The organism is Nonomuraea guangzhouensis (assembly GCF_019396345.1).
GTDB classification, from domain to species: Bacteria; Actinomycetota; Actinomycetes; order Streptosporangiales; family Streptosporangiaceae; genus Nonomuraea; species Nonomuraea guangzhouensis.
The window spans coordinates 435830-450380 of record NZ_JAHKRM010000007.1 but is presented as its reverse complement, the minus strand read 5'-3'; the positions used below and the strand labels follow the sequence as shown (position 1 = coordinate 450380).

Below are 14551 nucleotides of genomic sequence, written 5' to 3'. Positions count from 1 at the left end.
CGATGACGCGGTTGTAGAGGTTGAAGTCCCACTCCTGGTAGTTGGCCTTGGAGAAGGTGAAGCGGACCGTCCGCTCGTCGGGCGCCTCCACGCTCTTGTGCCAGTCCCAGACGTTGTGGAACGGCACAGTCTTCATCTTGCCGAGCTCGTAGGAGAACACGCCGTCCTTGGCCAGCCTGAGGCAGGTGGCCACCACGGAGTCGAAGCTCGCGCCCGGCCGCATCGCCTCGGCGACGGCCGCCGCCATGACGCCGGCGGCCTCCCGGCCGTAGCTCGACTGGTGGGCGCCGGTCAGGTCGATGGCCTCGGCGTAGGCGGCGTCGGGGTCGGCGGCGTTGACGATGCCGACGGGCGCCACGTACATGGCCGCGCCGCAGTTGACGATGTTGCCGACCCCGGCCTCGCGGGGGTCCACGTGGCCGTAGTGCAGCCGGGCGACGATCCACTTCTCGGCCAGGAAGATCCGCTGGAGCGGCAGCGCCTCAGCCTCCAGCTCGGGGATCCACCGGCGCTCGCCCATCAGCTCGGGCACGAAGTACTCGGCCATCGAGTACGCCCCGAGATGACCTCCGGCCTTCTCGTAGACGCGGATGAGCGCGTGCGTCATCAAGGTGTCATCGGTGATGTGGCCGTCGCCCTTGTGGTACGGGGCGATGGGCCGGGCGTTGGCCCAGTCCTCGTTGTACGGGGGCACGATGCCCTCGACCTGCCCGCCGTACCTGGTGGTGATCTGTTCGGGAGTCCAGCCCTCGGTGGCGCCGCCCAGCGCGTCACCGACAGCCGCCCCCGCCACGCAGCCGGTCGCCCTGTCTTCAAGCGGCGTCATACGAGTTCCTCCATAAGTTCGATGACATCTTTTCCTGCCAGTTCCGGCAGACAGCACCCTGCCAGTGTGCGCGCCGACGCGATCCACCCCTCCGAAATCGTGTCGAGCCCGCCGCATGCCCCGGTGAGCGCCCCGGTGAGCGCGGGCGCGGAGTCGGCCAGCGCGGCCAGGCACGCGGCGGCCGGTACGGCCGCGCTCAGGGCGCCGCCCGCGACCTCGGCCAGCGCCAGCGCCACGGGCACCGTCTGCGCGGCGCCCACCCCGTAGCTGTAGACGTGGTCGAGCAGCGCGGCGTCGAGCGCGGGCACGGCGGCGAACGGGTCGCCCGCCGTGCGCGCCACGTCCAGCGCCAGCCGGGCGTTGTGCCCGATGGCGGTGTCGGGCGGCAGTACGGCCAGCGCCGCCCCGGCCGCCGCGGCCGCCGAGCCCGTCGCCACCGCCTCGGCCACCGCGGCCGCCATGGCCAGGGCCCCGAGCAGCCCGTCGTTGGCGTTGGTGACCTGGGCGTCCTCGGTCGGATCCCGGCCGAGCGCGCCGAAGGCGACGGCCCTGACGGCGGCGGCGTCGTCGAAGTGGTGCGGGTTGTCGTGGCCGCTGGCCGGGGGCGCGACGCCCTTGGCCAGGTTGCCGAGCGCGGTGGCCACCGAGATGCGCGCCCGGATGTCCTCTCGGCTCGTGAGGTCGCCGAACGCCTCGGCGCGCGGCCGGTCGATGGTGAGCAGCGTCCAGGCGAGCCACTCGGCGTCGTCGGACGGGCCGACGGCCAGCGGCGCCACGGGCTGGTTGAGCGCGAACGGCACCGGCAGCGTGGTGACCCGGTGCTCCTCCGCGAACGTGTCGAGCTCGCGGAGCAGGCGTCTGCTCCATGGCGCGTGCAGGGCCGACCGGTGCCTGGCGGCGGGCCAGCCTACGGCGTCTCCCACGGCGAGCCCGACGAAGGCTCCCGCGATTCTGTCCCCCGACATGAGTTCCTACAGTCCTTCCGCCAGTTCGTCGGCGACGTCCAGCACGTGCCTGCCCGCCACGACGGGCAGGCATTTACCCGTCACCGGGCCTATCCTGCTCGCCCAGCGTTCCGGGACGCCGTCCCGCCCCTGCCCGGCACCCGCGATGGCGCCGGCGATGGCACCGATGGTGTCGGCGTCGCGGCCGAGGCTCACCCCGAACGTGACGCTGGTCTCGACGTCGCCGCCGCCCGCCAGGTACGCGGCCAGGGCGAGCGCCACGGCCTCAGGCGCCACGTCGGTCCAGGGGTAGTGCTCGACCACCACGGCCTGGTGAAGCGCTTCGACGACCTGCGCCTCGTCGTCACCTGAGGCGGCCGCGTGGCCGCCCGGCACGCTGTCACGGCCCGGCACGCTGTCACGGCCTCGCACCACGTCGCGGCCTGACCCGTTGTCGTGGGCACTCACCACGTCGCGCGCTCGTACGATGTCGCGGGCCGTCCAGGAGTCCGCGGGTATCACCGACAGCGCGGCGGCCACCACCTCCCCCGGCGCGGCGCCGGTCATCGCGGCGGCCACCGCACCGGCGACGGCCCGCCCGCCCAGCACGCCCTCGCCCGACTGGCTGACCCGCCCGTCCTGCTCGACGAGCCGGGCGGCCTCCGCCGGGTCGCCGGGGCAGAACACGCCGTACGGCGCCGCCCGCATGGCCAGCCCGTCGGACCAGCCGTGCTGGTGCGCGAGCCCGGTCAGCGGCGGCTCCAGCCCACGCCTGAGCGCCTCGACGGTGCCGAGCTCGGAGAACCCGGCGCCGCGCATCGGCCCCGTCACCAGGGGGATGATCTCCGTCCGGTAGGCGTGGGCCACGTCGGCCGAGGTCAACGCGTGCCCGTGCCGGACCAGCAGCGAGGAGGCGAAGATGGCGTACTCGGTGTCGTCCGTCCCGCCGCCCTCGATCTCGGTGAGCCGGCCCCACCGCCGGCGGATCTCCGCCGGCGTGAGGTTCTCCGCGGGCGCCCCGAGGGCGTCGCCGGCCGCGAGGCCGAGCAGACACCCCCGGGCTTTGTCCCGATACGTCACCGCTGGTACCGCTCCAGCACCTTGTTGCCGTCGGCCACCAGCTTGGCCGCCGCCTCGTCGATCGAGATCTTGTTGCCGTAGTACTGCTGCAGGACCGGCGTCGCGACCTTGCTCTTCCACTCGTCGAACCCGTTGACCTTGAGGAACGGCGCCACGACGAGGTTCTTGCCGGAGGCGGTGGCCACGTCCCAGCCGTTCTCCGTGGTGGTCATCGCCGGGTCGGCGGCGGCCTTGGTGGAGGTGGGCAGCAGCCAGTCGCCCTTGGCGAGCTTGGCCTGGTTGGCGCCGTTCAGGAAGAAGGAGATGAACTTCAGCGCCTCGTCCGGGTGCTTGCTGTCGGCGGCCACGGACAGGGTCTGCGAGACCGCGCCCTGCTCGCTGGTGGTGCCCTTCAGCGGCGGGAGCGTGACCCAGTCGAAGCCCTTGGGCGCCTGCTCGACGACCTGCTGGCGCAGGTAGACGCCGACCGGCAGCATCGCGTACTTGCCGGCGAAGAAGCCGGGCAGCGGGTCGGCGGTGCCCATGCCGAGCGCCGAGGTGTCGGCGGACTTGTCCTTGTAGAGCTGGTCGTGGATGCGCTGGAGGACCTGCTTCTCCTCCGGGCCCACCTTGACCGTGGTCTTGCCGTCGGCGGTCTGGAAGAAGGTGCCGCCGAAGTTGAGCGCCAGGTTGAGCGTCTTGTTGACGGGCGACTTCATCGGCCAGGCGACGCCGTACGCGCCGCTCTTGGTCAGCTTCTTGCTGACCTCGGCGAACTCGTCCCACGTCCACGGGTTGTCGGAGGTGGGGACGCGCACCTTGGCGGCGTCGAGCAGCTTCTTGTTGGCGATGATGACCTGCGACTCCTGCAGGAACGGCACGCCGTACACGCCCTGGTTGCCCTTGCCGTCGTCGAAGGTGACGGTGTCCCAGGCGGGCTGCGGGATGTCGCTCTTGAGGTCGGCGGGCACCTTGTCCTTGAGGTCGAGCAGGTAGCCCTTGGAGGCGAAGCCCGACAGGGCCGGGGAGTCGTCGTGGATGACGTCCGGCGGGTCGCCGCCCTCGAAGGAGGTGACGAGCTGGTCGTTGACGTTGTCCCAGCTGCCCTGGACGTAGGTGACCTGGATGGTGGGGTTGGCCTTGTTCCACTCGTCGACGAGCTGCTTGTTGGCCGCGACCGACTCCTTCTGCCAGGCGAGGCTGAGGAAGTTGAGCTTGACCGGCTCCCCGGGCTTGGCGGACTCGCCGGAGCTCGCGCCGCCACCGCCCCCACCGCACCCGGCGGCCAAGGCGACGATCGCCGCCGCCGCCAACGCGGATTTGATACGCATAAGAGCCTCCTAGCCCTTCACAGCGCCGGCCATCAGGCCGGACCTCAGCCGTCGCTGGATGATTGCGAAAAAGATCAGGCTCGGGATCGTCGCCATGAGCGACGCCGCGGCCAGCGGGCCGAGCCTGGACACTCCCTCAGGGCCGGTGAACCGCACCAGCGTCAGCGGCAGCGTCATCACATCGGGGTCCTTGAGGACCACGAGCGCGAACAGGAACTCGTTCCATGAGGAGATGAACGAGAAGAGCAGCGTCGCCACCACACCCGGCGCGAGCAGCGGAGCGACGATGCTGATGATCGAGCGGACCCGGGTCGCGCCGTCCATGGCCGCGGCCTCCTCCAGCTCGCGCGGCACGGAGCGCACGTACCCCTGGAGCATCCACAGTGCGAACGGCAGCGTGAACGTCACGTGCACGACCACCAGGCCGAACAGGGTGTTCACCAGGTCGAGCTGCTTGAGCACCATGAACAGCGGGATGATGATCAGGATGAACGGGAACACCTGGCTGACCAGCACCCAGCCGAGCGCCACCCGCTTGAGCACGCCCTGGTAGCGGGCCAGCGCGTAGGAGGCGGGCAGGGAGACGGCGACCGTCAGCACGGAGCTGGACAGGGCCACGATCAGGCTGCGCAGTCCCGCTCCGACCAGGTCCTGCTCGCCGAAGGCGTCGGTGAAGTTGGCCAGCGTCGGCCGGTCCGGGATCCACGTCGGATGCAGGTTGGCCATCTCCTGCGGCGTCTTGAGCGCCGTGGACAGCAGCCACACCAGCGGGAACGCCAGGAAGACCATGTAGGCCAGGAGTGCCGCGTACTGCGGGATCTTCTTCATGACGCCTCCCGCATCTGCCGCCAGAGATAGAAGCCGAGCAGGCCCAGGACGACGATCACGATGGTGACGCCCATGGTCGCCGCGTAGCCGAAGAAGCCGTAGCGGAACGCCTCCTCGTAGGCGAACAGCATCGGCAGCCTCGTCCGCCCTCCGGGACCGCCCTGCGTGAGCACGTAGACGAGGGTGAACTGGTTGACGTTCCACACGAAGTCGAGCGAGGTGATGGTGACGATGACCGGCCGCAGTTGCGGCAGCGTGATGCTCCAGAACTTCCGCCAGACGCCCGCGCCGTCGACCTCGCCGGCCTCGTAGAGCTCCCTGGGGATGCCCTGCAGGCCGGCCAGCAGCACGACCGTGGTCTGCGGCATGCCGCTCCAGACGCCCATGACGATGATGGCGGGCAGGGCCCAGGAGAAGTCGGCGAGCCAGTTGATGTCGGTGCCGAACGTGGTGTTCACGATCCCGGCGTCGGGGTGGTAGACCAGCCGCCACATCAGCCCGATGACCACGGGCGGCATCGCCCACGGCACCACGGCCAGCACCCGGGCCAGCCCCCTGAACCAGAGTTTCTGGTTGAGCAGCAACGCCAGTCCCAAAGAGGCCAGAAACTGCAGCACGGTCACCGACACGGCCCAGATCAGGCCGATCCTGATCGACGTCCAGAAGTCCTCGTCGGCGAGCAGGGTGCCGAAGTTCTCCAGGCCGACGAAGCTGGTGACGTGGTTGCGGCCCGACTCGGCGTCGGTGAACGCCAGGCCGATGCCGTACAGCAGCGGGCCCACACTGAACAGCAGGACCGGCACCAGCGCGGGCAGCATGAGCACCCACATCTCGCGGTTCTGCCGCGAGCCGCCCTTGCGCCGCCTGCGCCGCGGCGCCTGAGCGGGCCTGGTCACGGTCGCCGTCGTCATGAAGACCTTCCTCCTTCGGACGCCTCGCCCGCGGTGGACGCGCGGACCACCAGGCGGGGCAGGACGGTGACCAGGCGGGGCTCGCGGTCGCCGTTTCGCAGCCGGTCGAGCAGCAGTTCGGCGGCGGCCTTGCCGCGTTCGGCGGAGCCCAGCGAGACGCTGGTGAGCGACGGCCAGGAGGCGGCGGCCAGGTCGGTGTCGTCCATGCCGACCACCGCCACGTCCTGCGGCACCCGCTTGCCCGCCGCGCGCAGCACGTCGAGCGCGCCCAGGGCGATCAGGTCGTTGGCGCACATCAGCGCGTCGATGTCGGGCACCCGCCGCAGCAGCGCCGCCACCGCGCGCCGGCCCTCCTCGCGGTAGAAGTCGCCGATCTCCACCATGCGCTCGTCGTACGGCAGGCCGACCGCCTCCAGCGCCTCCCGGTAGGCGGCGCCGCGGGCGGCTCCCGGCACGGTGTCGAGCGGGCCGTTGACCATCCCGATCCGGCGGCGGCCGAGCGCGTACAGATGGTCGATGGCGAGGCGGACACCGGTGCGCGAGTCCGCGCGTACGTTGTCGACCCGCGTCCCCTCGGGCACCGAGCCGATGATCACGACGGGCGCCCGGGCGGCGGCGAGCATCCGCAGATGCGCCTCGGTGACGCGCAGCGGGCTCATGATCAGCCCGTCGACATAGCGCTCGCCGAGGCTGTGCAGCACGTCGATCTCGTCGGCGGCGACGGCATCGGTGGAGTGCAGCACCAGCCGGTAACCCGCCGCCTTGAGCACGGGCTGGATCTCCCGCAGCATGGCCAGGTAGGCGGGGTTGCCGATGTCGGCCATGGCGAACGCGACCTGGTGGGTGCGGCGTGACTTGAGCGATCTGGCCACGGCGTTGCGCACATAGCCGAGCTCGTCGGCGGCGGCCATCACCTTGCGCACGGTCTCCTGCCGGGTCGGCAGGCCGTTCAGCACCCGCGAGACCGAGGCGATGGAGACGCCCGCTCGCTCGGCGATCGTGGTGATCGTGGGTCCGTCGGCCAAGGCTCTCCTTCCACGCGCGTCCGATAAATCCGTAAATTTCTGTAAACGTTTACGGCGTGTGGCACATGAAACATGCACGTAACGGACGGGGTCAAGTCACGATCACATAACACCAGGTCACGCCCCTATGGGCGCCCCAGCCTGCCCGCAGGACCAGCGGACGGGCGGGGTCATGCCCCCGCCCGCCGTGTCAGATCGGGTCGGGTCAGTGTGAGTCCGCCGGGACGGGGACGGGGGTGCGGGTCAGGGCGCGGATGGCGGGGGTGCCCGCGAGGGCGACGGCGGCGGCCAGCAGGGCCGGGAGGATCAGCGCGACCCGCAGCGACCAGGTCTGCGCGAGGAAGCCGAGCAGCGCGGGCCCCACCAGCAGCCCGCTGTAGCCGAACGCCGTGACCAGGGCCAGCGCGCGGCCGACCCGGCTGCCCGCCGCGCCCACCGCGCTGAAGATCACCGGAACGACGGTGGCCAGCCCGACGCCCGCGAGCGCCCAGCCGGTCCACGCGCACACCACCTGGAGCCCGTCACCGGTGAGCGGCGCGACGAGGACGAGCGCGTACCCGAAGGTGGCGACCAGGCCGGCGAGCTGGATCGTGCGCACCGAGCCGAGACGGGCCCGGATCGGATCGCCCAGCAGCCGCACGGACGTCATGGCCACCGAGAAGATCGTGTAGGCGAGCGGCGCGGCGGCCGGGTCGGTGTGCAGCACCCAGCGGGCGTGCAGGGCGGCCCAGTCGATGGCCGCTCCCTCACTCAGATGCCCGGCGAACGCGGCGACGGCGAGCAGCGCGACCAGCCCCCAGCGCAGCGGGCTGCTCGAAGGCGCGGCCTCATCCCCGGCGGCGTGCTGGGGCGGGTCAGGCAGCAGCAGCCGGGCCGCCGGCACGTACAGGAACGGCACCACGATCGCCGCCCCCACCAGCAGCGCCTGCGGGTCCAGCCCGGCCTTCAGCGCCCCGGCGGTCAGCGCGCCGCCGGCGGCGCCGCCCAGGCTCCACGTGCCGTGGAACGCCGAGATGATCGGCCGGCCGTAGACGCGTTCGACCTCGACCGAGTGGGCGTTCATGGCCACCTCGGTCACCCCCAGGCCGATCCCGAACACCACGGCCAGGACGACCAGCGTCAGGTAGGAGGGGGCCAGGGCGGGCCCGAGCAGGACGGCCGCCGAGAGCGGGCCGCCGAACCAGCAGACGACCCGGCTCGACCACCTGTCCACGAGCGGCCCCGCCACCAGCATCGACACCAGCGCGCCGCACGACACCAGCAGCAGGACGCTGCCGAGCCTGGCCGGGCCGAGCTCCAGGCGGTCGTTGAGCGACGGCAACCCCGCCGCCCACAGGCCCATCACCAACCCGCTGAGGAAGAAAAAGGAGAAGACTGCGATACGGGCGCGCTTGGCGTCTCTTTTGTTCACGACTAGAGCATAATAACCCGGATGAGGCGCACACAATGGTGATGAACGGTGCGACGACCACTGCCGGTCTGCGGGCGTACAACCGGGTGCGGCTGCTACGGGCGGTCCACGACTGCGGCGCCACTCGCACCCGATCGAAGCTGACCCAGGACCTGGCGTTGGCCCGAGGCACGGCGTCGGTACTGGTCAGCGGCCTGGTCGACGACCGGCTGCTGCACGAGGAGCCGTCGGCGGAGCACGGCAGGGGACGGCCCACGCAGGTGCCCGGCCCGCATCCCGAAGGGCCGTTGGCGCTGGCCGTGGACGTCCGGGAGGACTCGTGGGAGGTCGCGGCGTGCGAGCTGGGCGGCCGGGCCACGGTGCTGGACGTACGGCAGCACGACGGCACGCCGGAGGGGGCCCTCGGGCCGCTGGGTGACGTGCTGCGCGGGCAGCTTGGGCGGCTCGGGTCCCGGGTGATCGGAGTGGGCGTGGCCGTGGCGGGGCCGGTGCGCGACGGCGGCCTGGTGGACGTGGCGCACCTGCGCTGGCGCTCGGTGGACGTACCCGCGCTGCTCGGACTCGGCGCCGCGGTCCCGGGCGGCGGGCCGCGGGTGGGGAACGACACGGCCTTCGCGGCCCTGGCCGAGGCGCGGCGGGGACGCTTGCGCGGGATCGGGGTGGGGCTGCACATCCATGTGGACTTCGACCTGGGCGGCGTGCTCGTGGTGGACGGCCGCCCGCTGGAGGGGGCCGGCGGGATGGGCGCCGAGTTCGGCCACATGCCGCTCACGGGCGGCGACGCGCCGTGCATGTGCGGCGCGCACGGCTGCTGGGGGCTGGAGGTCGGCGCGAACGCGCTCCTGCGCCACATGGGCTTGGCGTACGGCGGCGGCCAGGGCCGCGACGACGCCCGCCGCATCCTCGCCGCAGCCGATTCAGGCGCCGGGACGAGCGACGCGACGAGCGGCGGCTCGAAGAACGGCCAGACCTCGGTCTCGGACGGACGGCCGGATGGTGGGGCGGCGCTGCGTGCGGTCGCGACGAACGCGCGAGCGCTCGGCCGCGGGCTGGCGGCGCTGGTCAACGCGCATGATCCGGCGGTGGTGACCCTGTCCGGGCTGGGCGTCGATCTGTACGACCGGGCGCTCCCCACCTTGATGGAGTCGTTCGGCAGCGGTCTGATGACGATCCGCGGCGAGCGGCCGCCTGTGATAGCGCCCTCGGCCCTGGGCTGGCACGGTCCGCTGGTCGGCGCCATGGAGTCGGTGTTCGACATGTTCCTCACCGTCCCCGGCGTCGAATCCTGGCACGGCGGCGGCTGGACACCCCGCCAGGACCGCCTAAGGCAGCCGTGAGCGACCCGGCCGGCGGGTTCGGCCGCGGGTCCGTGAGGCAGGGGAAGGCTCGGTTAAGCATCCTGACCTCCCGTTTTAAGGACACCCCCATGTCGTCATCGTACGTCGAGGTGCTGGTGAACGTCCCGCAGCCCCGCCTCGCCGGAGCGTCGCCGGCCCGCTTTCGCCGCCCACGACACGCCCGAACGCCGAATGTGACGGATACCACGCGCAAGGGAGCAAATCACCCAAGTCATTCGTGATCTTACGGAGGAGGCCCGGCGGCCCCGGCCGATCAGGCGGCGACAGGCGGGGAGCCGTACGACCTGGTGGGAGGCCATTTCGGGTCCCTCTGAGGTGGCTTCTCCCCCGGAGCGGGCTACCGTGTGGAGGAACGCGTGGTCGGCGGCACCGGGGCCGGCGGCGGCATGGTCGCGCGGGACGTGGCGCGCCGAGAGACGGCCGCTTCGACGTGGCACACACGCTGAGCGGGCGCTTTCCACAACACGAACCGCTGGTATCCGCCATGATTAGCCACTGCACTACGGGTTACAGAATCCCCGATCCCAAATTCCCCGAGGAGAACCGAGATGGCACTTCCCACTCTCACCCCCGAGCAGCGCAAGGCGGCTCTGGAGAAGGCCGCGGAGGCACGCGCGGCCCGCACCGCTCTGCTGGCCAAGGTCAAGGCCGGTGAGCTGTCCTTCGCGCAGCTGCTGGAGCGCGATGACGACATCGCCAAGAAGATCAAGGTGTCGCAGGCCCTGCGCGCGGTCAAGGGCGTCGGCCCGGCCAAGGCCACCGCGCTCATGGAGGAGGCCGGCGTCGACGAGAAGCGCCGTCTCGGCGGCCTGGGCGCCCAGCAGCGCAAGAAGCTGGTCGACGCGCTCGGCTGACGACCGGGCGGCCAGGTCCGCGCGCGGCGCCGCGCGGACCGGCCAGCGCTTCTACAAAACGAGTCAGGACCGAAGATAGGCGAGTACGGCCAGCACCCGCCGATGCTGATCGCTGTCGTCGGCGTACAGCCCGAGCTTGCTGAAGATGCTCCTGATGTGCTTCTCCACGGCCCCGTCGCTGATGACCAACAGCCTGCCGATGGCGGGATTGGACTTCCCCTCGGCCATCAGCCCGAGCACCTCCCGCTCGCGCGGTGTCAGCTGCGCCAACGGGTCGTCCCTGCGCCTGCGCACCATCAACTGGGACACCACCTGAGGATCGAACACGGTCCCCCCGGCGGCGACCCGCCGGAGGCCCTCCATGAACTCGTCCACGTCCACGACCCGGTCCTTCAGCAGGTAGCCCACGGCGCCCCGGGCGTCGGCGAGCAGGTCGTCGGCGTAGGAGACCTCGACGTACTGCGACAGGATGAGCACCGGCGCCCCCGGGACCCGGCGGCGCGCCTCCACGGCGGCCCTGAGCCCCTCGTCGGTGAACGACGGCGGCATCCGCACGTCGACCACCGACACGTCCGGCCGGTGCTCGGCCACCGCCGCGACGAGCCCGTCGCCGTCACCGACGGTCGCGACCACCTCGCAGCCGAATTCTTCGAGCAGCCTGACCAGGCCCTCCCTGATCAATACCGCGTCATCGGCCACGACTACGCGCACGGCACCTCCGCCACGATCACCGTCGGCCCGCCGTCCGGAGACTGCACGGCCAGCTCCCCGTCGACTGCGCGGAGCCGGTCGGCCAGACCGGCGAGACCGTGTCCCTTGGCGACGTGTGCGCCGCCGACCCCATCATCCCCGATGGTGAGCATGAGAATGTCACCGATGCGGATGAGCTGGATGGTGCAGATGGTGGCACGGCTGTGCTTGGCGACGTTCGTGAGCGTCTCGGCGACGACGAAGTAGATGGCGTTCTCGACCGCGGCCTGGTAACGCTGGACGGTCTGCACGTCGAGGTCGACCGGGATGGTGCAGCGCCCGGCGAGGGCGGCGAGCGCCGGGGCGAGGCCGCGGTCGGACAGGATCGGCGGCGCGATGCCGCGTGACAGGGCGCGCAGCTCGTCGAGCGTCTCGCGGGTGGCGGTGATCGCCGAGCTGATCGTGGCCTGCGCGGCCTCAGGGTCCTTGCTCATCTGCCGCTGCGCCCTGGACAGCTCCATGGCCAGCGAGACGAGGCGCTGCTGCGGGCCGTCGTGGATGTCGCGCTCCAGCTTGCGCAGCGCGTTGGCCTCGGCGGAGACGGCCGCGGCCCGGCCCTCAGCCAGGTCGTCGATGCGCTCCTGCAACTCGGCGACGCCGGTCAGCAGCGCCCGGCCGAGCCCGGACCGCAGCAGTGCGGCGGCCCGCGTCATCATCGGCATGATGAGCAGGAAGATCAGGCCGAGAACGACGTAGAAGATCGAGTTCACCCAGTAGCCCCGCCCGATCCCGAGCAGCTCGGGCAGCTCGACGTTGTCGGGGATGTGCGAGGTGATCAGGCCGTACAGGGGGTAGGTCAGACCGGCGATCGGCAGCGCCCAGAACACCACGGTCAGCACGAACGACACGATGGCCAGCGGGAAGTTGAGTATCCCGTGCAGCAGGTCGAGCCATGACTGCCCGCTGGTCATCGGGTTGACCAGCCGGCGGAACCGGCCGGCCCCGGCGGGCGCGGGCTTGTAGCGGGGGCGTACCGGCGGGCGCTTGAGCACGTCGGAGAGCCAGCCGCGCTCCGCGTCCGCGAATCCACGGGCGATCATGAGCGTCCCCGCGAGCAGCGGCACACCGACCCACACGACCGCCGTGCCGACACCGGCGGCCATGCCCGCGATCAACAGCACGAAGGCGATGACGGCCGTGGGGAAGCCGACCAGCGTGTAGCGGGTGTCCAGGAGGACACGTCTCATGAGGGAGCGCATGGCGTTCACCGTACGACGGCGGCACGCCCGGATCGACCCGGTGCGCAGGTATATGGCGGTAGGGCCTGCCCTACCTTCCGTGGTGGTGTGATCTTGACCGGAAGAGGGCGGCTCACGGCACTGTGCCGGAGCGGCCGTCGCGGAAGCCTGGAGGCCTCACCTTCCGGATGAATCGAGGCCCCCCATGACCGCGTTGCTCGACCACCCGGCGCCCCTGCCGGCGGCCGCTGTACCGGTCCGCCCAGCCCCCGTGCGGAGGGCGGCGGTCAGGGACCCGTTCATCGACATCCTGCGGGTGTTCGGCATGGCGCTGGTGGTGCTGCAGCACTGGACGATCCCGGTGCTCACCTTCGACGGGGCCCGCCTGACGACCGGCAACGCGCTGTCGACGCCGGGGGTGTGGGTGGTGACCTGGGTCAGCCAGGTGATGCCGCTGGTGTTCTTCGCGGGCGGCGCCGCCAACGCCATCAGCTTCGGCCGGGCGGCGCACGGGGGGCCGCGGTGGCTGGCCACCCGGCTGCGCCGACTGGCCTGGCCCATCCTGCCGCTGGCCGCGGTCTGGATCCCGCTCCCCCAGTTGCTGGTCACTCTGGGCGTGCCCACGCAACCGCTGGAGGTGGGCTCGACGCTCACCGGCCAGCTCCTGTGGTTCCTCGCCGTCTACCTGATCGCGGTCACGGCGACGCCGTACATGATGCGGCTGCACGAGAGCTACGGCCTGCGCGTCCCGGTCGTCCTGGGGGCCGGGGCGGTGCTGACGGACGTGGTGCGGTTCTCGACCGGGCTGGACGCGCTGGGCTACCTCAACATCGTGTTCGTCTGGCTGGCGGTGCACCAGCTCGGTTTCCGGTACGCCGAAGGACGGCTGACCCGCCCCGGGCTGATGGCGCTCGGCGGGTTCGGGGCCGCGGCGCTGCTCGTGGCGTTCGGCCCGTACCCGGGCAGCATGATCGGCCTGCCCGGCGCCGAGGTGTCGAACATGGCCCCGCCCACCCTGGCCATGCTGGCCGTCTCGGTCGGCCAGATCGGGCTGGCCACGCTGCTGCGGCCGTGGATCCTGCGGCTGCGGACCGAGAAGCTGCTCGCCTGGGCGGGGCCGCGCATCATGACCGTCTACCTGTGGCACATGCCGGCGCTGTTCGCGGTCACCGGTGTGGTCGTCGTCGGCCTCGGCGTGGACACTCCGGCGCCGGGCGGCCTGGGCTGGTTCGCCGGGTGGCCGATCTGGTTCGGGGCGCTCTGCCTGGTGATGTGGCCGCTGCTGAAGGTGTTCTCCCGGTTCGAGGAGCCGCCGGCGCTGCCGTACGGCGAGGCCACGTGGCGTGGCACGCTCACCTCGGCGGCGCTGGTCGGCGGCGGGCTGCTGGCGCTGACCGTGGCGGGGTTCGCGCCCGGCAACACGCCGTTCCTGGCGGTTCTGGCGATCCTGGGCGGGCTGCTGCTTACGGGCCCGAAAGCCCGTGTGTGAGGATTCGGAAACACGGTGGTCATCCGAATCCTCGAAGAATGCGGTCACATGACGCACATCCAGCCTTTGTCCGAGGCCGACCTGCCCGGTGTCGCCGAGATCTACGCGCACTATGTGACGGAGTCGGTGGCCACCTTCGACGAGACGCCCCTCGACACCGAGGCGTGGCGGCTGAAGGCGGCGGCGATCGCCGAGGCGGGCCTGCCGTTCCTGGTGGCCAAGGAGGGCGACCAGGTGCTGGGATACGCCTATTGCGCGCGTTACCGCCCCAAGCCCGCCTACCGGCACACCGTCGAGGACACGATCTACCTCGCGCCCGGCGCGAGCGGGCGCGGACTGGGCCGCCAGTTGCTCGGCGAGCTGATCTCCCGCGCCACCGAGAGCGGCGCCCGGCAGATGATCGCGGTGATCGCCGAGAGCGGCGATCCGGCGTCGCTGAAGCTGCACGCCGCGTTCGGGTTCGCGGAGGCGGGCCGATTGACGGCGGTCGGGTTCAAGCACGGGCGGTGGATCGACACCATCCTCTACCAGCTCGAACTCGCCTAGCACGGCGAAATCGGACGCTCATCGGGCGCTATGAGACCGGG

General features: G+C 71.4%; 14 protein-coding genes. 4 read left to right on the top strand and 10 right to left on the bottom strand.

Translation table 11 applies throughout. The features are described from left to right. From KME78_RS17120 to KME78_RS17085, 8 genes are all read right to left on the bottom strand, one after another. Positions 1-826 (bottom strand): ADP-ribosylglycohydrolase family protein (locus KME78_RS17120; RefSeq protein WP_246651169.1); only part of this gene is annotated, 826 nt, incomplete at its 3' end. Next, positions 823-1791 (bottom strand): ADP-ribosylglycohydrolase family protein, encoded by a 969-nt coding sequence (locus KME78_RS17115; protein ID WP_219529929.1) that lies wholly within the window; start codon positions 1789-1791, stop codon positions 823-825. The genes KME78_RS17115 and KME78_RS17120, both read right to left, overlap by 4 nt. 6 nt (positions 1792-1797) lie before the next feature. Further along, the gene (locus KME78_RS17110; RefSeq protein WP_219529927.1) at positions 1798-2850 is read right to left on the bottom strand and encodes an ADP-ribosylglycohydrolase family protein; all 1053 of its coding nucleotides are present in this window, start codon (positions 2848-2850) and stop codon (positions 1798-1800) included. Next, entirely contained in the window at positions 2847-4160 is a 1314-nt protein-coding gene (locus KME78_RS17105; protein ID WP_219529925.1) for an ABC transporter substrate-binding protein, read from the bottom strand. The genes KME78_RS17110 and KME78_RS17105 overlap by 4 nt, the downstream gene beginning before the upstream one ends. Before the next feature lie 9 nt (positions 4161-4169). Then, positions 4170-4988, bottom strand: a complete 819-nt coding sequence (locus KME78_RS17100; RefSeq protein ID WP_214638808.1) for a carbohydrate ABC transporter permease — start codon at positions 4986-4988, stop codon at positions 4170-4172. Further along, complete coding sequence (locus KME78_RS17095) at positions 4985-5899, bottom strand: carbohydrate ABC transporter permease (RefSeq protein WP_219529923.1); 915 nt, start codon at positions 5897-5899, stop codon at positions 4985-4987. The genes KME78_RS17100 and KME78_RS17095 overlap by 4 nt, the downstream gene beginning before the upstream one ends. After that, on the bottom strand, positions 5896-6924 hold the full coding sequence (locus tag KME78_RS17090; protein ID WP_219529921.1) for a LacI family DNA-binding transcriptional regulator: 1029 nt from the start codon (positions 6922-6924) through the stop codon (positions 5896-5898). The genes KME78_RS17095 and KME78_RS17090 overlap by 4 nt, the downstream gene beginning before the upstream one ends. A 205-nt stretch (positions 6925-7129) precedes the next feature. Then, positions 7130-8335, bottom strand: a complete 1206-nt coding sequence (locus KME78_RS17085; RefSeq protein WP_308126988.1) for an MFS transporter — start codon at positions 8333-8335, stop codon at positions 7130-7132. A 41-nt stretch (positions 8336-8376) separates the two neighbouring features. Between KME78_RS17085 and KME78_RS17080 the strand changes: the two genes are divergently transcribed. Both KME78_RS17080 and mihF read left to right on the top strand, forming a co-directional pair. Continuing rightward, on the top strand, positions 8377-9672 hold the full coding sequence (locus tag KME78_RS17080; RefSeq protein WP_219529919.1) for an ROK family protein: 1296 nt from the start codon (positions 8377-8379) through the stop codon (positions 9670-9672). A gap of 569 nt (positions 9673-10241) precedes the next feature. Next, complete coding sequence (gene mihF / locus KME78_RS17075; protein ID WP_184962109.1) at positions 10242-10547, top strand: integration host factor, actinobacterial type; 306 nt, start codon at positions 10242-10244, stop codon at positions 10545-10547. A gap of 63 nt (positions 10548-10610) precedes the next feature. Here the strand turns inward: mihF and KME78_RS17070 are convergent, their stop codons facing one another. Together KME78_RS17070 and KME78_RS17065 are read right to left on the bottom strand one after the other, a co-directional pair. Beyond that, on the bottom strand, positions 10611-11258 hold the full coding sequence (locus KME78_RS17070; RefSeq protein ID WP_219529917.1) for a response regulator transcription factor: 648 nt from the start codon (positions 11256-11258) through the stop codon (positions 10611-10613). Further along, positions 11249-12484: a sensor histidine kinase gene (locus KME78_RS17065; RefSeq protein ID WP_246651168.1), complete on the bottom strand. Its 1236-nt coding sequence runs from the start codon at positions 12482-12484 to the stop codon at positions 11249-11251. Before KME78_RS17065 ends, KME78_RS17070 begins: the two co-directional genes overlap by 10 nt. Positions 12485-12680: 196 nt before the next feature. Between KME78_RS17065 and KME78_RS17060 the strand changes: the two genes are divergently transcribed. Together KME78_RS17060 and KME78_RS17055 are read left to right on the top strand one after the other, a co-directional pair. After that, entirely contained in the window at positions 12681-13964 is a 1284-nt protein-coding gene (locus tag KME78_RS17060; RefSeq protein ID WP_219529913.1) for an acyltransferase family protein, read from the top strand. Positions 13965-14012: 48 nt separating this feature from the next. Further along, the gene (locus KME78_RS17055; RefSeq protein WP_219529911.1) at positions 14013-14510 is read left to right on the top strand and encodes a GNAT family N-acetyltransferase; all 498 of its coding nucleotides are present in this window, start codon (positions 14013-14015) and stop codon (positions 14508-14510) included. Positions 14511-14551: the final 41 nt, after the last annotated feature.